At 64.6% G+C, this 23,199-nt stretch carries 27 protein-coding genes and 1 pseudogene; 8 read left to right on the top strand and 20 right to left on the bottom strand.

What is annotated here, in order from left to right; translation table 11 throughout:
- Window positions 1-42: 42 nt before the first annotated feature.
- On the bottom strand, window positions 43-711 hold the full coding sequence (locus HZI36_RS00420; RefSeq protein WP_179400636.1) for a glutathione S-transferase family protein: 669 nt from the start codon (window positions 709-711) through the stop codon (window positions 43-45).
- A gap of 301 nt (window positions 712-1,012) precedes the next feature.
- Here HZI36_RS00420 and HZI36_RS00425 point away from each other — a divergent pair, with 301 nt between their 5' ends.
- Window positions 1,013-2,650, top strand: a complete 1,638-nt coding sequence (locus tag HZI36_RS00425; protein WP_179400637.1) for a DUF3459 domain-containing protein — start codon at window positions 1,013-1,015, stop codon at window positions 2,648-2,650.
- Between the two features lie 10 nt (window positions 2,651-2,660).
- Here HZI36_RS00425 and HZI36_RS00430 read toward each other — a convergent pair whose 3' ends face one another.
- The 3 genes from HZI36_RS00430 to HZI36_RS00440 form a co-directional block, all read right to left on the bottom strand.
- Window positions 2,661-3,251, bottom strand: a complete 591-nt coding sequence (locus tag HZI36_RS00430) for a thiamine phosphate synthase (protein WP_179401032.1) — start codon at window positions 3,249-3,251, stop codon at window positions 2,661-2,663.
- Between the two features lie 46 nt (window positions 3,252-3,297).
- Complete coding sequence (locus tag HZI36_RS00435; RefSeq protein ID WP_179400638.1) at window positions 3,298-4,641, bottom strand: hemolysin family protein; 1,344 nt, start codon at window positions 4,639-4,641, stop codon at window positions 3,298-3,300.
- Window positions 4,642-4,719: 78 nt separating this feature from the next.
- On the bottom strand, window positions 4,720-5,580 hold the full coding sequence (locus tag HZI36_RS00440) for a sensor histidine kinase (RefSeq protein WP_343049904.1): 861 nt from the start codon (window positions 5,578-5,580) through the stop codon (window positions 4,720-4,722).
- Between the two features lie 211 nt (window positions 5,581-5,791).
- On the opposite strand from HZI36_RS00440, the gene HZI36_RS00445 reads away from it, so the two are divergent.
- Window positions 5,792-6,700, top strand: coding sequence for a patatin-like phospholipase family protein (locus HZI36_RS00445; RefSeq protein WP_179400640.1), 909 nt, complete (start codon window positions 5,792-5,794; stop codon window positions 6,698-6,700).
- 96 nt (window positions 6,701-6,796) lie between these two features.
- Here HZI36_RS00445 and HZI36_RS00450 read toward each other — a convergent pair whose 3' ends face one another.
- Window positions 6,797-7,717, bottom strand: coding sequence for a DMT family transporter (locus HZI36_RS00450; RefSeq protein ID WP_179400641.1), 921 nt, complete (start codon window positions 7,715-7,717; stop codon window positions 6,797-6,799).
- Between the two features lie 39 nt (window positions 7,718-7,756).
- Entirely contained in the window at window positions 7,757-8,614 is an 858-nt protein-coding gene (locus tag HZI36_RS00455) for a LysR family transcriptional regulator (RefSeq protein WP_179400642.1), read from the bottom strand.
- A gap of 103 nt (window positions 8,615-8,717) precedes the next feature.
- Here HZI36_RS00455 and HZI36_RS00460 point away from each other — a divergent pair, with 103 nt between their 5' ends.
- The 3 genes from HZI36_RS00460 (at window position 8,718) to HZI36_RS00470 (ending at window position 11,803) form a co-directional block, all read left to right on the top strand.
- Window positions 8,718-9,101, top strand: coding sequence for a tautomerase family protein (locus HZI36_RS00460; protein ID WP_179400643.1), 384 nt, complete (start codon window positions 8,718-8,720; stop codon window positions 9,099-9,101).
- 127 nt (window positions 9,102-9,228) lie between these two features.
- Window positions 9,229-10,860, top strand: coding sequence for a CHAD domain-containing protein (locus HZI36_RS00465; RefSeq protein WP_179400644.1), 1,632 nt, complete (start codon window positions 9,229-9,231; stop codon window positions 10,858-10,860).
- Window positions 10,861-10,897: 37 nt separating this feature from the next.
- The gene (locus HZI36_RS00470; RefSeq protein ID WP_179400645.1) at window positions 10,898-11,803 is read left to right on the top strand and encodes a TOBE domain-containing protein; all 906 of its coding nucleotides are present in this window, start codon (window positions 10,898-10,900) and stop codon (window positions 11,801-11,803) included.
- Between the two features lie 46 nt (window positions 11,804-11,849).
- Here the strand turns inward: HZI36_RS00470 and HZI36_RS00475 are convergent, their stop codons facing one another.
- From HZI36_RS00475 to HZI36_RS00490, 4 genes are all read right to left on the bottom strand, one after another.
- A complete protein-coding gene (locus tag HZI36_RS00475; protein ID WP_179400646.1) occupies window positions 11,850-12,551 on the bottom strand; it encodes an ABC transporter ATP-binding protein in 702 nt (233 codons plus the stop codon).
- Window positions 12,552-12,670: 119 nt separating this feature from the next.
- Window positions 12,671-13,345, bottom strand: a complete 675-nt coding sequence (gene modB / locus HZI36_RS00480) for a molybdate ABC transporter permease subunit (protein WP_179400647.1) — start codon at window positions 13,343-13,345, stop codon at window positions 12,671-12,673.
- A gap of 29 nt (window positions 13,346-13,374) precedes the next feature.
- Complete coding sequence (modA, locus tag HZI36_RS00485) at window positions 13,375-14,160, bottom strand: molybdate ABC transporter substrate-binding protein (RefSeq protein ID WP_179400648.1); 786 nt, start codon at window positions 14,158-14,160, stop codon at window positions 13,375-13,377.
- 172 nt (window positions 14,161-14,332) lie between these two features.
- Window positions 14,333-15,031: a phosphatase PAP2 family protein gene (locus tag HZI36_RS00490; protein WP_179400649.1), complete on the bottom strand. Its 699-nt coding sequence runs from the start codon at window positions 15,029-15,031 to the stop codon at window positions 14,333-14,335.
- A gap of 246 nt (window positions 15,032-15,277) precedes the next feature.
- Here HZI36_RS00490 and HZI36_RS00495 point away from each other — a divergent pair, with 246 nt between their 5' ends.
- Together HZI36_RS00495 and HZI36_RS00500 are read left to right on the top strand one after the other, a co-directional pair.
- On the top strand, window positions 15,278-16,375 hold the full coding sequence (locus HZI36_RS00495) for an extracellular catalytic domain type 1 short-chain-length polyhydroxyalkanoate depolymerase (RefSeq protein WP_179400650.1): 1,098 nt from the start codon (window positions 15,278-15,280) through the stop codon (window positions 16,373-16,375).
- Between the two features lie 82 nt (window positions 16,376-16,457).
- On the top strand, window positions 16,458-16,634 hold the full coding sequence (locus HZI36_RS00500; RefSeq protein ID WP_179400651.1) for a DUF3563 family protein: 177 nt from the start codon (window positions 16,458-16,460) through the stop codon (window positions 16,632-16,634).
- A 108-nt stretch (window positions 16,635-16,742) separates the two neighbouring features.
- On the opposite strand, the gene HZI36_RS00505 is transcribed toward HZI36_RS00500, so the two are convergent.
- The 3 genes and pseudogenes from HZI36_RS00505 to HZI36_RS27455 form a co-directional block, all read right to left on the bottom strand.
- Entirely contained in the window at window positions 16,743-17,162 is a 420-nt protein-coding gene (locus tag HZI36_RS00505; protein WP_179400652.1) for an organic hydroperoxide resistance protein, read from the bottom strand.
- A 166-nt stretch (window positions 17,163-17,328) separates the two neighbouring features.
- Window positions 17,329-17,781, bottom strand: a complete 453-nt coding sequence (locus HZI36_RS00510; protein WP_179400653.1) for a MarR family winged helix-turn-helix transcriptional regulator — start codon at window positions 17,779-17,781, stop codon at window positions 17,329-17,331.
- A gap of 171 nt (window positions 17,782-17,952) precedes the next feature.
- Window positions 17,953-18,057 (bottom strand): annotated as a pseudogene (locus tag HZI36_RS27455) (BPSS1780 family membrane protein); the annotation flags it as partial.
- A 96-nt stretch (window positions 18,058-18,153) separates the two neighbouring features.
- On the opposite strand from HZI36_RS27455, the gene HZI36_RS00515 reads away from it, so the two are divergent.
- Entirely contained in the window at window positions 18,154-19,224 is a 1,071-nt protein-coding gene (locus HZI36_RS00515) for a site-specific integrase (RefSeq protein ID WP_179400654.1), read from the top strand.
- Between the two features lie 30 nt (window positions 19,225-19,254).
- On the opposite strand, the gene HZI36_RS00520 is transcribed toward HZI36_RS00515, so the two are convergent.
- From HZI36_RS00520 to HZI36_RS00550, 7 genes are all read right to left on the bottom strand, one after another.
- Window positions 19,255-19,506 (bottom strand): hypothetical protein, encoded by a 252-nt coding sequence (locus HZI36_RS00520; protein ID WP_179400655.1) that lies wholly within the window; start codon window positions 19,504-19,506, stop codon window positions 19,255-19,257.
- Between the two features lie 61 nt (window positions 19,507-19,567).
- Window positions 19,568-20,062 (bottom strand): hypothetical protein, encoded by a 495-nt coding sequence (locus tag HZI36_RS00525; RefSeq protein ID WP_179400656.1) that lies wholly within the window; start codon window positions 20,060-20,062, stop codon window positions 19,568-19,570.
- The gene (locus HZI36_RS00530; RefSeq protein ID WP_179400657.1) at window positions 20,062-20,298 is read right to left on the bottom strand and encodes a hypothetical protein; all 237 of its coding nucleotides are present in this window, start codon (window positions 20,296-20,298) and stop codon (window positions 20,062-20,064) included. Before HZI36_RS00530 ends, HZI36_RS00525 begins: the two co-directional genes overlap by 1 nt.
- Window positions 20,298-20,756, bottom strand: coding sequence for a hypothetical protein (locus HZI36_RS00535; RefSeq protein ID WP_179400658.1), 459 nt, complete (start codon window positions 20,754-20,756; stop codon window positions 20,298-20,300). Before HZI36_RS00535 ends, HZI36_RS00530 begins: the two co-directional genes overlap by 1 nt.
- Window positions 20,757-21,467: 711 nt before the next feature.
- Window positions 21,468-21,887: a beclin/Apg6 coiled-coil domain-containing protein gene (locus HZI36_RS00540; protein WP_179400659.1), complete on the bottom strand. Its 420-nt coding sequence runs from the start codon at window positions 21,885-21,887 to the stop codon at window positions 21,468-21,470.
- Between the two features lie 42 nt (window positions 21,888-21,929).
- Window positions 21,930-22,142 (bottom strand): hypothetical protein, encoded by a 213-nt coding sequence (locus HZI36_RS00545; protein WP_179400660.1) that lies wholly within the window; start codon window positions 22,140-22,142, stop codon window positions 21,930-21,932.
- 196 nt (window positions 22,143-22,338) lie between these two features.
- Window positions 22,339-22,725, bottom strand: a complete 387-nt coding sequence (locus tag HZI36_RS00550; protein WP_343049946.1) for a PDDEXK family nuclease — start codon at window positions 22,723-22,725, stop codon at window positions 22,339-22,341.
- Between the last annotated feature and the right edge of the window lie 474 nt (window positions 22,726-23,199).

Here is a 23,199-nt window from a genome sequence, read left to right on the forward strand (position 1 = left end):
GCGGCGCCCGCCGCCCGCCGCTCACCGCCGCCCGCTCACCGATCACGACAGCAGCGCGTAAGGCCCGCCGCGTTCGAGTGCGCGCTGGTAGGCGGGCCGCGCGTGGATCGTCTTCAGGAACGACGCGATCGCCGGATGATCGGCGCCGGTGCCGCGCGCGGTCGCCGCTTCGAGCGGGAAGCTCATCTGGATGTCCGCGGCGCTGAACGCGTCGCCCGCGAACCAGCCGGTGCGGCGCAGCGCACCGTCGATGTAGCCGAGGTGCAGCGCGATCTGCGGATCGATGAAGGTCGACTGCAGCGTCGCCGCGATCTTGCGCGCGATCGGCTTCGCGAAGAACGGTATCGGTGCCGATCCGATCCGCAACGCGACGAGCTTCAGCAGCAGCGGCGGCATCGCCGAGCCTTCCGCGTAGTGGAGCCAGTAGCGATAGTCGAGCCTCGCCTGCGTGCCGGCCGGCGGCGCGAGGCGCCCGTCGCCGTAGCGCTCGACCAGATACTCGATGATCGCGCCCGATTCGGCGAGCGTGTGCCCGTCGTCGGTCACGACCGGCGACTTGCCGAGCGGATGGATCGCATGCAGCTCGGGCGGCGCGAGCATCGTTTTCGGATCGCGCTCGTAGCGCACGATCTCGTACGGCACGTCCAGTTCTTCGAGCAGCCAGAGCACGCGCTGCGAGCGCGAGTTGTTCAGGTGGTGGACGGTGAGCATGGCGGGGCGGGCGGTGGGGGCGGGAACGCCATCATAGTCGCTCGCGCGTCGAGGCCGGCGTCTATTCGTGCATCTGATTGTGCGCCTTCCAGTGCGCCTTTCCGTCCGCCTGTTCGGGATCACGACTACCCCGCGCGTTCGGGGTGGGGTCGAGACGCGATTAAAAAACGTTTGCGGCAGTCACCATGCCCGACAAACCGGCGCATACTGTTGATCCCTTCCGCTTGGCCAAAAGCATGCCAGGCCAATGCGCCGCGACAGCGGCGCAGCCGCGCGGCCCGGCACGCACGAGGAGTGCGTCATGTCCGATTGCCCTCACGATCCGTATGCGCATCACTACGTTCACTGTCTGCCGTTCGGCGCGCAGCCATGCGGCGGGACGGACGCGACGCCGCGCACGCATTTCCGCGTGTGGGCCCCGGGCTGCGGGCAGGTTCAGCTCGAGCTCGACGCCGGCGGCACGCAGCGCACGATCCCGATGACGCAGGCCGGTCCGAACTGGTTCGAAGTGTTCGCCCAATGCGGCGTCGGCGCGCGCTATCGCTACCGGCTCGACGATACCGAGTCGATTCCCGATCCCGCGTCGCGCTCGCAGCCCGACGGACTGAACGGGCCGAGCGAAGTGGTCGATCCACGCGCCTTCACGTGGCGCCATACGTTCTGGCGCGGCCGCGCGTGGGAGGATATCGCGCTCTACGCGATCCGGCCGCATGCGGCGGGCGGCTACGACGGCGTGCGCCGGCGGCTGCCGCAGCTCGCGCATCTCGGCGTGACCGCGCTCGAGCTGCTCGCGTCGCCGCACGACAGCCTGCCGTTCGCGCCGCTCGCGCGCGACGGCGGTCCCGCCGCGCTGAAGGCGTTGATCGACGATGCGCACGGCTATGGCCTCGCGGTGCTGCTCGAGCTCGATTACGCGCGTTTCGGCAGCGGCACCGACGCGCTGCGCCATTACGCGGCGCCGTTCTTCCACACCGGTGACGATCCGCTGCAGGCGCCGCCGCTCGCGCTCGATCACCCGGAGGTGTGCGATTTCTTCTGCGACAACGCGCTGTACTGGATCGAGGAATACCGCTGCGACGGGCTGCGGCTGCGCGAGGCGGATCGCATCGGCAGCGCGTGGCTGCGCGAAATCGCGGACCGCGTGAAGGGCGCGGTGCCGTCGGACCGGACGATCCATCTGGTGCTCGGCAGCGAGCGCCATCCGTCGCATCTCGTCGACACGCATTTCGACGCGCAATGGAACGGCTGCGGCGAACGCGCGCTGCACCGGCTGACCGGCCGCGAGGCGGCGCACGCGGAGGGCATGTCCGCGCATCAGTCGATCCATGCGCTCGCGCGCGCGCTGACCGCCGACGGCGCGGCGTTCCGTCCGGCCGCGACGCAAAGCGATGCCGGCGCGGGCGATGCGTCGTTGCCGCTGACGTCGCTCGTGCTGTCCGACGGCGCGTGGCAGGACGCGGCGCACGGCCGCGAGGCGGGGCTCGCCGCGCTCGCGCTGTCGCTGCTGACGCCGCAGATCCCGTTGATCTTCGACGAAACGACGCGCGATCTCGAACGCGCGCACTTCGTGCAATCGGCGCTCGCGGTGCGCGCGAAGCTGATCGCGCCGCGGCTCGCGGACTGCCGGCCGCAGCACGCGCACACGCTGCGCACCGACGGCGCGGGCGAGGCTGACGCGCTGCTCGCCGCGTGGTGCCTCGCCGACGGCGAGACGCTCAGCATCGCGTTGAACCTGTCGCCGGACGCGGTGCCGTTCGACGCGCCGGAAGGGATGATCGTGTTCGAGACGCCGGCGCGCGCACGCGATCAGGTCGGCGACGGCGAATTGCCGCCGTACTCGCTCGTCGCGTGGCTGACGGGCGACGTCAATCACTACGCGCTCACGCACGACGTGCGGCGCATCGAAGGGGGCGGCGCGTGGCGCGCGCTGCGCGCGTGAGCGCCGCGCGTCACCAGAAGTCGCGAATGCCGGCGATCCCGTACGCGTGATGGCGGCGCGCGTCATCCAGATGCGCGCGCGTCATCCCGCCGAGCGCGTAGACCGGCACCGCGACCTGCGCGGCGAGCGTCGCGAAGCGTTCCCAGCCGAGCGTCGGCGCGCCGGGATGGCTCAGCGTCGGCAGCACCGGCGACAGCGTGACGAAATCGACGCCGATGCGTTCCGCGCGACGCAGGTCGTCGAGCGTATGACAGGCTGCGCAGACGAGCCGGCCGGCCGGCAGCGGCCGCCGCGTCGCCGCGTGCAGCGCGGTGCCGTCGAGGTGCCGGCCCGCGCGGGGGAGCGACGCCAACGCTGCGTCGGCGATCTTTCCGTTCAGCAGCAGCGTCGCGCCCGCCGCATCGCAGCGTGCGAGCGCGTGCTGCGCGATCCGGAAGAACGCTTCCTCGTCGAACGACTTGATCCGTAACTGCACGAGCATCTCGCCGCGCGCGAGCACGGCCGACAGGTGCTCGAGAAACGTCGCGCAATCGGCGTCCGACGCGGACGCCGGCTCCGGCGTGACGACGTAGCGGCGCGGCAGCGCGGGCGGCACGTTCATCATGCGCTCGCGGCGCAGCGCAGCGAGCGGGCGCGCCGATGCGCGGTCATTCGTCGGCCTCCTTCGCGATTTTCGGATAGACGCGCACGAGCACGATGCGCGGCCCGTTCATCTTCTTCACGACGACGTCGAAGCGATCGAAGGAGACGCGCTGCCCCTCGGCCGGCAGATCGCTCAGCGCGTGGATCACGAGGCCGCCGACCGATTCGGCGCGGCCTTCGTCGATGTCGATGCCGAGCGCCTGCTCGAGCGACACGACGGGCAGGCTGCCCTTGCCCATCAGCGTGCCGTCGTCGAGGCGGCTCCAGTCGTCGGCGCCCTGGCGGAATTCGTCGTGAATCTGCCCGACGAGCGCGCCGAGCAGGTTGTCGAGCGTCAGGAAGCCGATCGGCTTCGCGCCCTTGTCGCCGACGAGCGCGAAGTGCGGCGCGCCCTTGCGGAAGCGGCGGAACAGGTCGAGCGCGGGCGTGTCGGGCCGCACGACCTGGACCGGGCGCACGTAATCGGACAGATCGTCGAGCGCGGCGCCCGCGTGGCGCGCGAGCAGCAGATCCTTCAGGTGGATCAGGCCGCTCACCCGTTCGCGCGACGCGTCTTCGAACAGCGGATAGCGGCTGAAGCGATGCTGCGCGACGATATGCATGTTGTCCTGCAGCGAGATGTCGCGGCGCAGCCCGATCATCTCGTTCGCGGGGCGCATCAGGTCCGACACCGTCATCGACGAGAAGTCGAGCGAATGCGCGAGCGTATTCCATTCGTCGCGGCTGTAGGCGGCGCGCGCGGACGGCGACGGCGGCGCGTTGCCCGCGTTGCGGCTGCGCAGGATCAGCTTCAGCTCGTCGGTCGAGTAGTGCGCGTCGCCGCCATGCTCGGACGACAGGCCCGCGATCCGCAGCACCGCGTTCGCGCTGTTGTTCAGCACCCAGATGGCCGGATACATCGTCCAGTAGAACGCATACAGCGGCAGCGAGACCCACAGGCCGACCTGTTCCGCCTGACGGATCGCCATCGACTTCGGCGCGAGCTCGCCGACGACGATGTGCAGAAACGAAATCATCGAGAACGCGCACACGAGCGACACCAGATGCACGACCTGCTCCGACGCGATGCCGATTGCCGCGAGCACCGGGCCGAGAAGCTGCGCGAACGCGGGCTCGCCGACCCAGCCGAGGCCGAGCGACGCGAGCGTGATGCCGAGCTGGCACGCGGACAGATACGCGTCGAGCCGGCCGTGGACGATCGCGAGGATGCGCCCGCGCAGCCCGCGCTTGCGCGCGAGCGTCTTCACGCGCGTCGCGCGCAGTTTGACGAGGCCGAACTCGGCCGCGACGAAGAAGCCGTTCAGGGCCACGAGGAGCAACGCGCCGACGAGCGCGAAGAGCTGAATCAAGGAATCACTCCGGAAAAGACGGAAGCGTCAGTATAAGGATCGAAAGATCGATGCAAGAGCTGGCCGAACGGACGATGTTCACATCGGCGCTTCGCCGGGTAGCATCAGAACGATCTCGGAGGGGCGGCCGTCGGCGAACGGATCGTGCGCGAACGTGCCGCCGTGCGCGAGCGCGACGCGCTGCGGCAGCGCGAGCGTCCATGCGACGCGTTTTGCGTTGCGTTCGCGCAGCATCTCGCGGCGCGCGAACGTCTCGAGCACGTGCGCGCGGCCCGCGTCGACGAGCGTGCCCGCATCGACGACGCACGCGACGCGCGCGACGACCTGTGCGTGCTCGAGCGTGCACGAGAACGACACGCGGCCGTTCACGGCGCTCGCCTCGATCGCGGCGATCAGCATCGTCCAGAGCGCCTGCTCGACGCGCTCGCGATCGGCGACGAGCGGCGCGGCGACGTCGGGTAGCGTCGCGTCGATCATCACGTCGCGCGCATCGGCGAGCGCGGCGCGCGCGAGCACGAGCACGTCGTCGAGCAGCGGGCGCAGCGCGAACGGCTGCGGCGCCAGCGCAAGCGTGCGCGTGTCGGCGCGCGGCGCGTCGAGTGCTTCGTCGATCAGCTTCGTCTGCTGGTCGATACCCGCGCGGATGCCCGCGAGCGCGCGCTGCAGGTTTGGATCGGCGCGGCCGGCGTAGGCGCTGCCGGCGTGGGTGCGACCGGCGTAGGCGCTGCCGGCGTCGGTGTGCGCGAGCTGGCGCTCGAGTACGTACGCCCAGCTATGCATCGCGTTCAGCGGGCTGCGCAGGTCGTGAGACGCGCTCGACAACGCCTGGTCGCGCAGGAACAGCGCGGCCTGCGCGGCAAAATGCGCGGCGCGCTCGCGCAGCAGCGCGGCGGCGGAATCGGCCGGCGCGGCGGCGTTATCGGCGGGAGTGGCGGTCACGGGCGGGCCTGTCGGTGGCGGTTGCGGGCGAAGTGGAATCGCCATTATAGGGAGCGGGCGGCCCGCCGCCGCGCGCAATCGTGCCCGGCCTTGTTCACGCCATCACGGCCGGGGGTGGCACGGCGTACATTGAGCGGCCAGCCATTATGTGCGAATCTGTATCGCCGACTTCGGCGTTCACCATTGCACCGTCCCGGCATCGGAGACAGTCATGCCCCTCGATCGAAGCGCTCGTCCGGAAATGACCGCTTTCGTCTTTGCAGGCGGCGGCAGCCTTGGCGCGATCGAGGTGGGCATGCTGCGCGAGTTGCTGAATCACGGCGAACGGCCCGACTTCCTGGTGGGCGCGTCCGCCGGCGCGATCAACGCCGCGTATTTCGCCGGGCAGCCGGACGGCGACGGCGTCGCGAAGCTCGAAGCACTGTGGTGCAACATCCGCCGGCGCGACATCATGCCGTTTTCGATGCTCAGCCTGCTGAGAACCCTTCTGCAGAACCGCACGCACCTCGTCGAGGCGACCGCGCTGCGGATGCTGCTGGAAAGGCATCTGCGGTATCAATACGTGGAGCGCGCGTCGCTGCCGCTGCACGTCGTCGCGACCGACATGCTCAGCGGCAGCGAAATCGTGTTTTCATCGGGCCTTGTCGTCGACGCCGTGCTCGCCAGCGCGGCGATCCCGGGGGTGTTTCCGCCGGTGCGGATCGGCGGCCAGTTGATGGTCGATGGCGGCGTCGCGAACAACACGCCGGTCTCGGTTGCCGTCGCGCGGGGCGCGACGCGCATCGTCGTGCTGCCGGCTGGCTTCGCATGTGCATTGCACAAGCCGCCGGGAAGCGCGATCGCGCAGGCGATGCATGCGCTGACGCTCGTGATCGCGCGTCAGCTCGTGCGCGATCTGGAGTTCTACCAAAGCCACGCCGCGATCTTCGTGGTGCCGCCGCTGTGTCCGCTGGACGTCTCGCCGTACGACTACACCCAGTGCAGGCAACTGATCGAACTCGCGGCCGAGCGGACCCGCGCGTGGCTCGGCGATGGCGGCCTCGAACAAACCTTCATTCCGAGCGCGCTGCACGAGCACACGCACTCGGCGGAGCGGCCGACCTGCGATGCCGGCGTTTAGATACGATGAAAGCGCCAGTTCACGTCGATAACGGGCTGGCGAACGGGCTGGACGAAAATCCTTTGAGGGGCTGGCCGCCATCAGCGTGAACAGCCTCTACGCCGGCAGCGCGTCGTCGTCCTTTTGCGTGGCGCTGCCCGGCAGCAACTGGCACGCGAGCAGGCCGGCGAGCATCAGCGTGCAGCCGAACATCGCGCGCGGCGTCAGCGTCTCGCCGAGCACGAGCCAGCCGGCGAACGCCGCGAACACGCCTTCCATGCTGAAGATCAGCGCCGCGTGCGCGGGCGCGGCGTCGCGCTGCGCGACGACCTGCAGCGTGTAGCCGACACCGACGGACAGAATGCCGCAGTAGAGCAGCGTCGGCAACGCGCCGCGCAGCACCGCGACGCCGATCGGCTCGATCGCGATCCCGGCGGCGGCGCACAGCGCACCGCAGACCGTGAACTGCAGGAACGCGAGCACGAGCGGATCGATGCGCCGCGCGAAGTGGCCGACCGCAAGCACGTGTACCGCGATGATCACCGCGCCGGCGAGCTGGAACCAGTCGCCGTACAGCATCGAGAAGTGCTCGTCGACGCTGAGGAAGTAGAGGCCGAGCGCCGCGAGCAGCGCGCCGCACCAGGTGCCGGTGCCGATCCGGTGGCGCGCGAACACGCCGAGCAGCGGCACGATCACGACGTAGAGCGAGCTGATGAAGCCGGCGTTCGCGACCCGCGTGTACTGCAGGCCGAACTGCTGCAGCGAGATCGACACCGCGAGCAGCAGGCCGAGCGCGAGGCCCGGCAGCAGCAGCGCGGGCGACCGGCGGATCGCGGCGAGCTGGGCGCGCGCGGCCGCGTTCAGCGCGAGCAGCGGGACGAGCACGGCGGCGCCGAGCAGGAAGCGCAGCCCGGTGAACAGGAACGGCCCGATCACGCTGAGGCTGAGCCGCTGCGCGACGAATGCCGATCCCCAGATCGCGGCGGCGACGAGCATCAGCAGGTTGGCGCGGAGGTGCTTGCGGGCGTCGTGGTTCATGAATGCTTGTAATACGGCTGGCTGACGAAACCCGACAGTTTACGCCGACTTTGAAAGGTTGTCGGCAAATCGCCGTAATGCGGCGGCGTCGCGCGCGTCGCGCACGCGCGAATAGAGCACGACGTGCGAGTGGGGCAGTGGCGGCAGACCGAACTTCGCGCCGACGTCGACGAGTTCGCGCGGCGCGACGCGCCGCGCGAGCGGGCACACCGCGAGCCCCGCCGCGACGGCGGCTGCGACGGCCGCGACGCCGCCGCCGGTGAAGCGCTCGCGCCACGGGATGCCCGCATGATCGAGTGCGCGGAGCGCCGCCGCGCGCACGCCGCACGGGCCGGCCAGCACCGCGAGCGGCAGCGGCTCGCCCGGGCGCGGCGCCCAGTCCGGCGCGGCGAGCCACGCGAGCGGCTCGGTGAAGAGCCGCTCGCCGCCGTCGCGCGGCGGATCCTCGGCGGGCTCGTGGCGGACGATCGCGGCATCGAGCCGCCGCTCGTCGTACTGCGCGAGCAGATTGGCCGATTGGCCGAGGTGCATTTCGAGCGCGAGCGCGGGATCCTGTCGGTGCAGGCTCGCGAGCACGGCGGGCAGGTCGGGCACCGCGACATGCTCGCTGACGCCGAGCACGAGCCGCCGCGTGCCGGCCGACACCGTGCCGAGCGCGCGCTCGTGCGCGTCGAGCAGCGCGCGGGCGGCGGGCAGGAACGTCTCGCCGTCTGGCGCGAGCTTGACGACGCGTGGCGTGCGCGCAAGCAGCGGTTTGCCGAGATGCGCTTCGAGCCGCTTGAGCTTCAGGCTGACGGCCGATTGCGTCGTGCCGAGCGCGTCGGCCGCGCGCGTGAAGCTCGCGAGATCGGCGACCAGCACGAACGCGCGCACCGCATCGAGGTCGAGGACTTTCATTTCAGATGAAAATGGATGAAATATGCATTGATGACTGTTCATTATAGATGCGCGCGCTTAGCCTGAAGGTGCACGTCAATGGTTCACGGACAGGAGATCCGCCATGCCCTTTACCCGCATCGCCCTTCGCGAAGGCAAACCGGCCGCGTACCGCGCGGCGCTCGTCGACGGCGTGCATCGCGCGCTGATGAGTACGTTCGACGTGCCCGAGGACGACCGTTTCATGATCGTCACCGAGCATCCGGAAACGAATTTCGTGTTCGGCCGGCATTACCTCGACATCGATCGCAGCGACGATCTCGTGATGATCCAGATCACCGTGAGCAACACGCGCACGCTCGAGCAGAAGCGCGCGCTGTACCGGACGATCGCCGGAAACCTCGCGCAGCGGCCGGGCGTGCGGCCGCAGGACGTGTTCATCAACCTCGTCGAGGTATTGAAGGAGGACTGGTCGTTCGGCAACGGCATCGCGCAGTACGCGGTCTGACCGGTTCGAAGGGGTGGGTGCGTTCGGGTCGCTAACCGGTCTGGCCCCGTGTACTATGGAAGCATTCATCGCGAGCCGATGGCGGCGGCAACGCGCCGTTTACGGCACATCCTGAACGGGAGCTTCCATGTCGCGTGTGCTGGAGATCGTGCTGTGTCTGTCGTTGGAGGGCTGGCGGCCCAGCGCCACCGGCCGGTCGCGGACCGTTCAGCGGGATTTTGGCGCCGAGCTTGGCCGGGCGTGGCGGATCTGTCCGCAGGTCAAGATGCGTCGCGGCCACGAACGCGTGACGATCGAGCCGTGTCAGGTCGTCGAGGCCGAGCCGAGCCCCGGTGCGAACTGGCGAACCTGGGTCGAGTCGGCCGAGAGCCGCCGCGTCGTCGCGTCGCGCACGCAGGCGTTCGCGCCGGGCGTGACGTTGCGCGAGACGTTCGATACCGCGCATGCGGACGTCGCGGTGGCGGGCGCGGCGTCAGAGCCGGTCAGCCCGACGGCGCCGGCCGGGCCGCACGAACAGGCGGACGGGGCCGAGTCGCCGTCGTCGGTGAAGTCGCCGGCGGCCGCCGTTGCGCCCGGCACCGCCGGCGTGCAGCTCGTCTGCGAGCGCCGGCGCGGCCGCTGGGCCGACGACAGCGGCGTGTCGGTCGAGATGACGCTCGACGACATGACGATCCACGACGGCGCGGCGACGCGCCGCCATTGCGAACTGCGTCTCACCGCGCCCGATTGGGGCACCGTGGAGGCGCGCGCCGCCACACTGCGCGCGCTGTTCGCGGCCGCGCGCGAGTTGAGCGGCGCGTGGCCCGCGTTCGCGCAGCTCGCGAGCCTGATCGACCGTGCGTGCGACGGTGCGCTCGCGACCGCCGCGCCGGTGCGCGCGCGGTCCGTCGATCTGAGCCGCATGACGACGCAGCGTGACGCGCTGGCCGCGCTCGCGGGCGACATCACTATCCATTGGCTCGGCAACGAGGCTGGCGTGCTCGACCACGAGGATCCGGAGTTCGTGCATCAGATGCGGGTCGCGCTGCGGCGCCTGCGCACGCTGATGCGCCTCTTTCCGCATTATGCGAACGGCGGCTGGAGCGAGGCGTTCGAGGCCGATCTGCGCTGGCTGGCCGGACTGCTCGGCACGGTGCGCGATTGGGACGTGTTCTCGACCGAGAGCCTGCCCGCGCTGATCGAAGCCGACGGCGACAGCGCGGCGGCCTGGGCCGGCACGCTCGACACGGCGCGCGCGCAATGCACGACTGCCCGCGCGGACGTGCGGCAGGCGCTGCATTCCGCGCGCTACGCTCGGCTCACGCTCGGCTGGCTCGAATGGCTGAGCGCGTTTGCGTTGCCGGCCGATCCCGCCGCCGACGACGCGCCACCGCTGCGGCAGCATGCGGCAAAGCGTGTGCGGCGCCTGTTCGAGCGCCTCGCGAGCGTGCCGCCGCTTGCGACGCTCGATGCGGCGTCGCGCCATCGCGTGAGGATCGACGCGAAACGTCTGCGCTACGCGCTCGAATTCTTCGCGTCGCTTGCGTCGCGCCACACGCGCATCGACACGGTCAAGACGTTGTCGCGCGTGCAGAGCGTGCTCGGCGAAGTCAACGATGCGGTCGTCGCGCTGCATCGTCTCGAGGAACTTGCCGCACCGCCGTATCAGGTCGGCTTCGTGCGCGGCTACGCGGCGGCGCTCGAGCGGCATGCGGTGAGCGTCGCCGAAACGCTGCTCGCCGCGCTCCGGCCGCCGAAGGTCGGCGGCAAGGAGAGCTGATCTGCCCGACGCCGACGATTCCTGCCACGCCCTCGCCATGACGATCCCGCCTTCCGATTCCGACGAGACCCGTGCCGGCGCCGCCACGCCCGCCAACGCGCCCGCCGCCACGCCCGCCAACGCACCCGCCGATACCGCGCCGCTCGGGCTGGGCGGCGAACTCTGGCTGCGCGCCGGCGGGCGGACGCTCGGCGGCTCGCTGCGGATCGCGCTGCTCGCGGCGATCGGCGACACCGGCTCGATCACGCGCGCGGCGAAGGCCGTCGGTCTCAGCTACAAGGCCGCGTGGGAGGCGATCGACACGATGAACAACCTGGCCGGGGAGCCGCTCGTGATGCGTTCGACGGGCGGAAAGGGCGGGGGCGGCACTATGCTGACGCCGCGCGCGACCGCGTTGATCGCCGCGTTCCGCGTGATCGAGCGCGAACATCGCCGCTTCATCGACGCGGCGAGCGTCGCGATGGCCGGTTTCGACGTCGACTGGGCGCTGATCGGGAGAATCGGGATGAAAACCAGTGCGCGCAATCAGCTGTTCGGCAAGATCGCGTCGATCCGGCACGGTGCGGTCAATGACGAGGTGTCGCTGACGCTGCCGGGTGGTCAGGCGATCGTCGCCGTCGTCACGCACGAGAGCGTCGAAACGCTCGGCCTCGAGGTCGGCGGCGACGCGTGCGCGCTCGTGAAGGCGTCGTGGGTCATGCTCGCGGTCGAGGACGACGGCGAGCCCGCGCTCCGCCTGTCCGCGCGGAATCAGTTGCGCGGCGTCGTCGATAGCGTGAAGGGCGGCGCGGTCAACAGCGAGGTGACGCTCGCGCTCGACGGCGGCGGTACGCTCACGGCGATTGTCACCAACGACAGCGTCGATGCACTGTCGCTTGCGTCGGGGCGGAACGCGATTGCGTTGTTCAAGGCGTCGAGCGTGATTCTGGCGGTGGCGGGCTGAAAAGGGCGCCGATGGACTGTGCCTGGGCCATGCCCGGGCCGTGACGTTACGCGATGCGGCCGGTCCACGCGGTCTGGGGTGTTTCCGGCTGCACGCGCCCTTCGTGCAGGAACACGACGTGATCGCCGAACGCCGCGACATCGTCCGGGTCATGCGTGATCATCACCATCGGAATGTCGAGCCGCGTCTGCAGTTCGGCGAGTTCGTGTCGCATCCGCACGCGCAGTGCGCCGTCGAGTGCCGAGAACGGCTCGTCGAGCAGCAGGATTCGCGGCCGCGCGACGAGTGCCCGAGCGAGCGCGACGCGCTGCTTTTGCCCGCCGGAAAGCTGCGCCGGATAGTGGCCCGCGAGCGTTTCCAGATCGAATGCGCGCAGCCAGTGCGCGACTTCCGGCGGCAGCACCTTCGCGCGCGGGTTGCGCCAGCCCGGTGTCAGGCCGAACGCGATGTTTTGCCGGACGTTCAGATGCGGAAACAGCGCGTAGTCCTGGAACAGGTAGGCGACGCGGCGCGCCTGCGTCGGCACGTCGATGCGGCGCGCGGCGTCGAACAGCGTGTCGCCGCCGAGCGCGATCGCGCCTTCGTCCGGCGCGAGCAGGCCCGCGATGGCCTGCAGCGTCAGGCTCTTGCCGGCGCCCGACGGTCCGAACAGCACGATGCGCTGCGCAGTCGACGAGAACGACACGCGGAGCGAAAAGTGCCGCTCCGCGCTCGCGAACGTTTTGCGGATGTCGACGACGAGGCTCATGCCTGCCTCCGCCGGGCCGCCCCAAGGCGGCTGACCGCCCCCTCGGGGGGCAGCGAACGAAGTGAGCGTGGGGGCCGTTTCATCTCAGCCTCCGCCGGGCCGTCGGCAAATGTTTCATCTCAACGCGCTCCCGACAGCACGCGCGGCGGCACGAACCGTCCGGCCGCGAGCAGCACGATCACGCAGGTGACCGACGTGACGAGCACGAGCACGTTCGCGGTCGCGTCGTCGCCGGCCTGCACGGCGGCGTAGACGGCGACCGACAGCGTCTGCGTGCGGCCCGGCAGGTTGCCCGCGATCATCAGCGTCGCGCCGAACTCGCCGAGCGCGCGCGCGAACGCGAGCAGCGCGCCCGCGAGGATCCCGCGCGCGGCGAGCGGCAGCGTCACGCGGAAGAACACGGCGGCTTCGCCGATGCCGAGCGTGCGCGCCGCGCGTTCGAGCTGCGGGTCGACCGACTCGAACGCGGCGCGCGCGGATTTCAGGATCAGCGGAAACGCGACGACCATCGACGCGATCACCGCGCCCTGCCACGTGAACACGAGCTGAATGTCGAACCGGTCGAGCCACGCGCCGATCACGCCGCGCCGGCCGAGCAGCACGAGCAGGTAGTAGCCGAGCACGGTCGGCGGCAGCACGAGCGGCAGCGTCAACAGCGAGTCGACGACGTCGCGCGCGCCCGAGCGCCAGCGCGCGAGCGCGTAGCCGGCGGCGACGCCGAGCACGACGTCGAGCGCGGTGGCCCAGCCGGCCACCTTCAGCGACAGCAGCAGCGGAACCCAGGCATCGTGCATGGCTTTGCGCAACGCGCAACGCGGTGGACTCAGCGCGAGGCGGGCTTGAAGCCGAACGTCGCGAGCACCGACTGGCCTTGCGGCGACGCGACGAAGTCGATGAACGACTGCGCGTCGGCCGCGTGGCGGCTGTCCTTGACGACGGCGATCGGATAGGTGATCGGCGTCTGCGTCGGGACGGTCGCGACGACTTTCACGCGCCCCGGCATGATCGCCGCGTCGGTGCCGAACACGAAGCCGGCGTCGACCTCGCCGCGCGCGACGTAGTCGAGGCTCTGGCGGACGTTCGCGGCGAGCACGCCCTTCGCGCTGACCGCGTCCCAGACGCCGGCCGCCTTCAGCGCGCCTTCGGTATAGCGGCCGACCGGCACCGAAGCCGGATCGCCGTACGCGACGCGCTTGATGCCCGGTGCGGCCAGCTCGCGCACCGATGCGGGCGCGGACGCACTGTCGGCCGGCACGATCAGCACGAGCGAATTCGCGGCGAAGTCGCGCCGCGTGGCGGGCGCGATCACCTGCTCGGCGGCCGCGCGATCCATCGCCTTCTGGTCGGCGGACGCGAACACGTCGGCGGGTGCGCCCTTCGCGATCTGCTGCATCAGCACGTCGGACGCGCCGAAGTTGAACAGGACCTTGCTGCCGGGGTGCAGTTTTTCGTACGCGTCGCCGACGGCCTTGAACGCGTTCGTCAGGCTCGCGGCCGCGGACACGACGAGTTCGCCGGCGGCGTGCGCGGTCGCGTGGAACGTGAGGCCGAGGACGAGCGTCGCGAGCGGCAGCAGCCGACGCGCAGTGAAGCGGGGGGATGAATGCATGGCGATGATCGAAGCCGGACCCGGCGTGAATGACGAAAAGGCAATCGTAATATAACGCGGGTGATAACGCTTCGCCTATTGGTCATGCGACGGCGGCCTGACGCGTGCCCTTCCGCGTGCTCTTATTACGTGTGCGCTTAAGCGTGCCCTTACGCGTGCCCTACGCGTGCCCCTACGCGTGCAATTCGCCGCCCGGCATCGTCGCGCGCCGCAGCGACGACGGATGCGACGCGGGCCGGTAGTTCGGATTGGCCTTCCAGCGCGCGCGCACGTACGGGCGCTCGTGGCCGGACAGATGCAGCGCGACCTGGGTGACCCAGCGATGCGACGGCACGGTGATCCCGTGCAGCGCGACGGTGACGAGCGCGAGGCTCGCGGCGACGGCCGGCACCGACCACCGGTGCGGCACCGCGCGCCACGATCCCCAGATGAACGCGAGCGCGGCGAGCGCGCCGACGATGCAGCCGGTGATCGCCTCGGACGGTGAATGCGCGTCGAGCGCGACGCGCGAGAAGCCGACCGCGACGCCCGCGCCGAGGCCGAGCGCGATGCCGACGAGCCGCACGGGTGTGCGCGTGCGGCTCAGCATCAGGAACATCGCGACCGGATAGACCGACGTCGACAGCATCGCATGTCCGCTGAACCCGGTGAAATCCCACGCGCGGATACCGATGCCCCAGCCGAGGAACGCGATCTTCGTGAGCGCGACGACGGCGATCGCGACCGCGAGCACGAGCAGCCATGCGGCGGCGCGGCGCCAGGAGTAGCCGAGCGCGAGCCAGACGGCAATCGTGACGGCGAGCGGCAGGGTCAGGCCAGCGCCCCCAAGCGTGGTGATCGAGATCCAGAGGTGAGACGGCAGATCGAACATCGAAACGGCAAAAACGAGAGGCGGGACGACAAACGCTTGTTTGACGCGTGAGGCGACACGAACGACGACGGAGACAAGCGGCACAACCGTCAGTATAGCCCCGCTCGGCGAGCGCCCGGATTTTTACGGTGTCGGGAACTAACTCCGAGCAGGATAAATCCCAGAAACAATGGTATTGTGCATTGCACAAATCGGATGAAAACACCATCCGTAACGTCCCTTATTCATTGATTGCGAGCCCGAACGATGACCAAAAGTCTGACGAAAGTATGGCTGGGCGGCGTGAAACGCATGCTGACCTCGCCGTCGAAGCGCGCGCCGCGCGCCGTGATTGACGTCGCCGCGTCGCCCGCCGGATCCGATGCCGCTTCCGTGCCGACCGTCCGCGAGTCGCGGGTGCGGCCGCGCGCGGCCGCATGGGCGGCCGGAAAATGGACGCACGGCGAGCACCCGATGGCGCCCGCCGCCGGGCGGCTCGTGCAGCTGTTGTCGTACGGCCTTTATGTGCCGCCCCGCGCGCGTCGCCGCCGGATGCCGCTCGTCGTGATGCTGCACGGCTGTCAGCAGACGATCGACGAATTCGCGCAAGGCACGCGGATGAACCTGCTGGCCGACCAGCACGGGTTCGCGGTGCTGTATCCGCAGCAGTCCGTGCGCGCGCACGCGCACGGCTGCTGGCACTGGTACGAGGACACCGAGCGCGCGGGCCGCGGCGAGGCGCACGCGATCGTGTCGCTGGTCGACGCGCTGGTCGCCGAGCACGGTTTCGACGCGTCGCGCGTGTATGTGGCGGGGCTGTCGGCGGGGGCGGGCCTCGCGTCGCTGCTCGCGGTGCATTGTCCGGAGCGTTTCGCGGCGGTCGCGCTGCATTCGGGCCCGGCGTTCGGCGAGGCGAATTCGGGCATTGCGGCGATGGACGTGATGCGCCGCGGCGCTCGGCAGGATCCGGTCGAACTGGTGGATGCGCTCGTCGAGCACGGCACGTATCCGGGGATGCCGGCGCTGATCGTGCATGGCGACGGCGATCACGTCGTCGCGCCGAAGAACGCGGACCAGCTCGCGACCGAGTTCCTGCGCCTGAACGAGCTCGTCGACCGGCGCGGCGCGCTGCGCGGCGGTGAGCGGATCGAGACGCACGAGCCGGGCGCGCTGATTCGCGATTACCGCCGGGATGGCGCGTCCGTCGTGCGGCTGTGTCACGTGAAGGGGCTCGATCATGCGTGGGCCGGCGGCGACGACACGGTGCCGTTCCACTCGGCGGTCGGGCCCGATGCGAGCGAGCTCGTCTGGTCGTTTTTTGCATCGCACCAACGAACTGTCGCGGCGGAGCGACGCACCGCGTGATCGATGCTGGCGGGTTTCTAGGGTTTTCCCTATAATACGGGAATACGCCTAAGTGCAAACCCTTGAATTCGCGAGATCGATCATGTACTTGCTGAGCCACCTCTTCCTGATGCTGACCCAATCCTCCGAGCGCGCCGAGAAGGAACGCTCGGACGCTTACCTGGCCGACGCGACCGATCTGCACGACCTCGAATTCCGCATGCGCGAACTCGATCGCGGTGCGTCCCGCCGCGCGTCCTGGATGGTGCACACCGAATGAAAACGTGCCGGATCGCTGGCTGATCCGGCACTTCGCATGACCAGGCGCGCGTGGCTTCCATGCCACTTGCGCCCTTGTCCTCTTGCCGCCGCATCGGGCGCGCGGTGCTCAGACGAGCACGAGCCGCACCGACACGTTGTTGCGCGTCGCGTTCGAGTACGGGCACACCTGATGCGCCTTGTCGACGAGCGTTTGCGCGGCATCCTTGTCGAGGCCCGGCAGCGACACGCGCAGTTCGACGTCGAGTGCGAATCCGCCGGCGTCGTTCGGGCCGATGCCGACTTCGGCCGTCACCGTCGTCTCGGCGGGGAGCGCCTGCTTGCTTTGCCCGGCGACGAATTTCATCGCGCTGAGGAAGCACGCCGAGTAGCCGGCCCCGAACAGCTGCTCGGGGTTCGTGCCTTCCGCGCCGGTGCCGCCCAGCTCGCGCGGGGCGGCCAGCTTCACGTCGAGCCGGTTGTCGGCTGAAATCGCGCGGCCGTCCCGGCCGCCGGTGCTCGTTGCGCTCGTCTTGTACAGAATGTTCATGGTGCGACTCCTGTCTGGATGGGGGAAGCGGCCCGGCCCTCGGCACTGGCCACGACTTAAATATAGTGCACAAATTGTTAGTGTGCAAACTATTTTCGACGTGCTGCCCAAATTAGATTGGTCGAATCGTTCAAGCGCGGATCGGGCGGGCCGGGCCCGGACGACGTCAGCGATCCGTCGAAGCCGACAGCGCGTCGTGCAGCCGCTTCAGATCGGAGCGGAGCCGGACGAGGAATTCCGGCGTCTGCTGCATCGCGCAGAACAGATCGGCCGGCACCGTGCGTGCCGTGTCCTTCAGCGCCGCGCCGTCGGCGGTCAACCGGACGAACACCACGCGCTCGTCGGCCGCGCTGCGCACGCGCTCGACATAGCCGAGCGCCTCGAGGCGCTTCAGGATCGGCGTGACCGTCGCGGAATCGAGATCCAGCCGCGCGGCGATGTCCTTGACCGCAAGGTCGTCGCGTTCCCAGAGCACGAGCATCGCCAAGTATTGAGGATAGGTCAGCGACAGCTTGTCGAGTAGTGGCTTGTACGCTTTCGTCATCGCATGCGAAGTCGAGTACAGCGCGAAGCAGAGCTGCTCGTCGAGGGTTTGCGGGAGCGTGAGCACGGAGTTCATGATCGGAGCGTGCCAGGCATCGGCACGAAATATTTGCGTGCTAATGATTTTGCGCGCGATCAGTGGATTTGAACAGCGGGTGGATTTGAACAGCAGGCGGATTTGAACAGCGGCGACCGGCACGCGAGCAGGCCACCCACGCCGGTCACCCGCGCTGGCCGCCGGGGCAGGTCAGCGCGTCGCGGGCGGCGCGGCCTGCGCGTTCGGTTCCTGCACGCCGAAGCAGCCGCGATAAGTCGCGTAGAACGAGCAATAGAGCATCGTCGTCACGAGAATGCAAAACCGTTGTAAAACAATGGGTTAGATGAAGTTGCAAACCAAGATTCCTCATTTTTTGCACGTTGGTGCAAATTTGGTGCAAATGAGGCACATATGGCTAGCATCCTCAAAAAGGGCGACAAGTGGCAAGCACGGGTGATCCGCAAGGGGTTCCCAGCACAGAACAAGTCCTTCGACAGTAAAACAGAAGCACAAGCTTGGGCGACAGAGATTGAAGCTGCAATGCAAGCGGGAACGTTCGCAGCTAACCAAGCCGACTTGGCAATTACATTAGGCGAACTGATCGATAGGTATTTGGACTCAGATCCCACGCTGCACGTCCTACCCAACGGACCGCTAGTAACCAAAAATACAACGTACTTGAAATGCAGGTTACTCAGATTGAAAGAGCGTCTGGGTCAGTACAGCGTCGAAAATTTGACACCCCAAGTACTATCAAAATACAGAGACGAGCGCCTTAAAGTCGTTTGTGCTGGTACGCTGTTGCGTGAAATAGCAGTCTTGGAAGGTCTGTTTAAACGTGCCCGCAGAGATTGGGATATGACGCTTCCAAATCCGTTCGGCAAGTTCATAAAACCCAAGTACTTCAGCGAACGCGACAGAATACTCACAGACACAGAGCTTGATCGTTTGTGGGTCGAGCTAAAGAGCCGTGACGAGTTGTGGGAGCCGCGCAAAGCGAAGAACAGCATTAACCCGCATCTGCTGCCACTTGCCAAGCTTGCACTTGAGACTGCAATGCGACGTAGCGAGATGTTGGAGCTTACTTGGGATCGGGTTGATCTGGAACGCAGAGTCGCCTATCTGACTAAAACGAAAAACGGCAAACCCAGAACAGTACCGCTTAGCAGTACGGCTATTGCTATCTTCCAAGAGGTACGAGCAGCGCGTGAAAAGATGCCGCTGGAGGGTATTGAAGCTGCATCCAATCGCGTTTTCCCTATTTCGTATCGCGTAGTAGATCAGGCATGGATGCGTGCTGTGAAGCGGGCCAAGATTAAGGATTTTCGCTTCCATGACCTTCGGCACATGGCGATCACGAACATGTCTAAAAAGATTCCGAACGTGATCGAGCTAAGCCGTATTAGCGGCCATAGCAATCTCAAAATGCTTGCAAGGTACTACAGCACTAGACCCGAAGACCTCGCTTTGAAGCTTGGCTAAAAAGAAGGGGAGCACGTTAGCTCCCTTTTTCTACGGCCGAATTTTGTCGTGCTTTTCTTGGCCGTACTCTGCTGCGCCCTTGTCGTCGTTGAAGTACAGCCGCTCCATCCAGTTGCGACGGGCAGCAAAATACGGCGTATCGGGCAGCTTTCTACCTGTCCTCCTGCACCACGTAACGACACAAGCGAACGCGTTAAATTCGGCGTCAGCCGGTATTTGACCCGTCCCCTCAGCAATGATTGCGCTGCGTTCCTCGAACCACTCCAGCACATCGTCTTCCATGCCGACCACCCCTGTATATTTATACAGTATAGCCTGGAAGTACAGCTTAAACAGTGTCACATCAGACGACAGGACGAGACCAGCGCGTCTCTAGCACTTCAAAGCCAAAACGCGGTGCGACCTTGTCCCAGAACGCTCTGTTGCTACCGAACGTGATTGCATTGCAGTGGTAGTGCCTTGCCAATGCGTCTAGATCGTCGCTGAACGTGCGCATGATTGAAGCTTCTGCTTTGCCAGTACTGTCTTTATCGGTTCTCGCTGCAATCCAGATATGCAGTGCTGAGCCAGCATAGCCGTTCACTTTCTGCAATACGACAAACCCACTTGCCGAGTTGATAGCAGCAGTGCGATCGGGAGCCGGGGCGAGAGTAGTAAAAGCAAGCGTTGCACCGCCGCTTGTAATGGAGTTATAGACGTCAGGTACGATCCACTTGTCCGGTGCTTCCTGCTCTGTACGCAATGCAATCAAAGCAGGTTCTACCAGATGCCAAACTGCACGAACCTCAGATTTATCAATTACGATCAGTTGCTGTTCTTTGTTAGGATCGTACTGCATCAGTCTGCCTTGCGTAGTTCGTTCCAGCGTTCCTTTACTGCACCGCTAATTTCTTTCTCAAGTGCGTATTGGGCTTCTGTAGCGTAATCAGAAAGAAAAGCAATCTCAACCATGTGATCAACGCGTTCTTCAACTGTCATTGCGTCTGTGTTTATGCCGCATAGACGCTCAAGCTCCGTCTTTGCTTCGTCCAAACGCTCAAGCGTGACTTTGATCTCTTGTTTAATTGATGACATTATTTGTCTCCTTTGTTATTGTTGTTTTGGTCTGAGGTAAGCACGAAATCATCGCGCACGTACTTTTGTATCAACCAGTTCGGCATAGGTAGATGATGTACGCCGTGATTAGGTGCCCTGTGATGCTTTGCGCAAAGTGGGACTGTGTTGTAGATACTGTCCACAAAGTCTGTCGCTTCTTTAAAGCTAGACCAATCAAAGCTTGGGTGTGCTGCTTTAACTTTGTCCCAATCGACAGCACCTGCAAATGCCCACTCAATCCACGCATGGTGGATTTCAATACTGTCGTGACCTCCGCAGATATGGCAACCTGTACCAAGATCGTGCCAATGCTTCTTCGTTTTGCGGAATAGGGCAGATTCACTTCTCGGTGGGTGGTCAGGGTAGTACTCTGTAAAACTGCTTGTCTCTTTTACGATATGTTCGCCCGCTACGTGCGGATCTTGTTCTTGTTTCATACTGCTAACTTGTTATTATTGTTTTATACTGCTTCAACTACTGCCAAGGAGTCGATCATGCTTAGTTCAGAGGATTGGCGTAATACGGTTGTCCGTGAAGGCGTTGTTGTCTGTCGCGCATGCGAGGCACCTAACCCAACTATGGGCGCTTGTGCAGTGGGTGCAATGACGATCCATCAGGAGTACATCTGCGAGCAGTGCGGACATGAGTTCACTGCTATCTATGCTGTCGCTGGCTGCTACGACGGAATCGGTGACACGTGATTACAGATACTCGCTCCAACGTAGTTTGAAATGTACTGCATCTAATTCTGAGTCAAAGCTGAACACTACTGGTCTTGATCTTGTGACGGTTACGGTGGGTCCGTGTCCAATGTCCCATACGGTGCTAACGAACTGGTGCTCATGTTTCAAGACTGCATCAGAGTCGCAATACCCTTCGGTATGCTCTTCGCACCATTCACGCAACATTTCAAGGTTAGCTTTGTTGCGTGGATGAACTGTCACTGTATGGTTACTCATGCTCATCGCCCCACCTTCCCGCAAATCTCGTCAGCATCTTTCCTGCCTCTCCTGTCTCCGTCTTCCATAATTGCGATGATAAGTTTGTACAGGGGCCATGCCGCAATAGCCGCTAATAGATAGTGTGTCATTGTTATTCTTCTCGTTATCGTTTGATTATTGTAGTTACTCGTGCGCATCGCCCATCCATCAGCAGTACTTCAGCTTCAGCATCATTGCGAGATTTTCATCAGTGGTCTCGCAATACACGCCTAATTCATTCGTGCCGCCCCTATGGGATACCACGTAGTACGGGTTGTACTGGTTTACGAAATCAACAAACTCAACGAGAGCATCCGCTCCCTTAATCGTGAATGTCGTTTCGTAGATATTTGGCATTATTATGCTGATGCCAAGAAATCCATAAAGAGATGAATTTCGGATCTCTTGACTGAGTGCGCGACTGTGTTCGATGAACGCTTTGGTGAAATTGGATGCAGCATGAGAAACGTTCGCTTTTTCATCTTCTAATTTCTTGTTCTGCTGTTTCAGAGTGTCACATTCCTTTTTCAAAGCCTGCAATTCATCGTCTAATTTATTCTTACCGAAAGTTATTGTAAATCCCATCATTGTTATTCTTCTCGTTATCGTTTGATTATTGTTGCGCGGAAACTATTTTGGTGTAGTCGTTACTACGGGTAATTCAATCAACTTGCAAGCAAGTGCGGTTGCACGCTGTTCTAAAGCCAAATCCGCTGCCAGTTCAAGCAAACGTAGTTTCTCCGCTTCGCTACGTTCGAGGTCTTCCGTTAGTCGATCGATGTGTGCTTGAAGCATTGTCGCTTGCATGTAAAGCTGACCGATTTGTTGTTCTGTGCTGCTCATTGTTTTTGTCTCTGAAAATGAAAAAACCCTAGCGCATGGGACGAGCATGACACTAGGGCTTCTTCAAAGGCCGAATGGCCGGTACAAAAGTATTCAAAGGAGTTTGTTGCTAGTCTCGTCCACTGCACAATAGTATTTATATCAAGGTGTTGTCCACACTACGAATAGTGTGCGAAAACCTCGATTCTTATCTGCGCTATCGACCGTATTTGCTGATGTAATCTGTTAGTTCTTGCGTTCCATACTTGAACCACTCGACGCCGTTTTTTTCACACCAGTCAGCGTAGGTAGTATTGCTGTTCTTGTTGAGTTTGTTGTTTGGGTTCTGGAAAACCATCACCACGGTTATGCTGGGGTTCTGCGCTAGCACAGCCTTGAGCTTAGTACGGTCTGCACTTAACCAACGTCCCTTGGTTTCAAGGTAGATGTTGTCTGCTAGCTTCCAGTCAGGTGTGTACTGGTGCTGCACTACATACGGAATTCGGTCTGGTTCATACTCTAGTCCGTATTGCTTCGCGAATTTCTCTTCTAATTTGCTCTTGTACTGCACCTGAAATACCTTCTTCTTGTTGTTATGCGGTATTTAGTGCAGGCGGCCATGCTCGACTGGTGCTTGATTTATGCTCGATTTTCGACGTCAAGCATCACAGATTCTCCTTTATAAACAGTGGCTTATGTGATTTCCGTGCTCAAATGCTCGACTTTGAAAAAGTGGCCGGTTGGGCAGGAATGACGTTTGTCCTATTCTATTTTGACGGCTCCTGCTGCTATGCCGTAATATGGCTGCGAGCAAGAAATCGCGGAATTCGAGCTTTTGCACACGAACCGTGAGCTTCTTGCTAAATAGATATGTGAAAGACAGGGCTTGGTCGCCTACGCTGAACAGTACAAGCTGTTCGCACTGTCTAGGTAAATGCAGAATACAATTAGCTAAATACTATCGTAGACACTACACTCTGTGAGTTGTAGCATGTTTTGATGTTTATTTTTCCCGTGTGTTATTTCGCTAATTCGTTAGCGTTTACCTAAGACCTCTTGTGAGACCAAGCACAAGAGG

The sequence above is a fragment of the Burkholderia guangdongensis genome, assembly GCF_013403875.1.
Classification (GTDB): Bacteria; Pseudomonadota; Gammaproteobacteria; order Burkholderiales; family Burkholderiaceae; genus Burkholderia; species Burkholderia guangdongensis.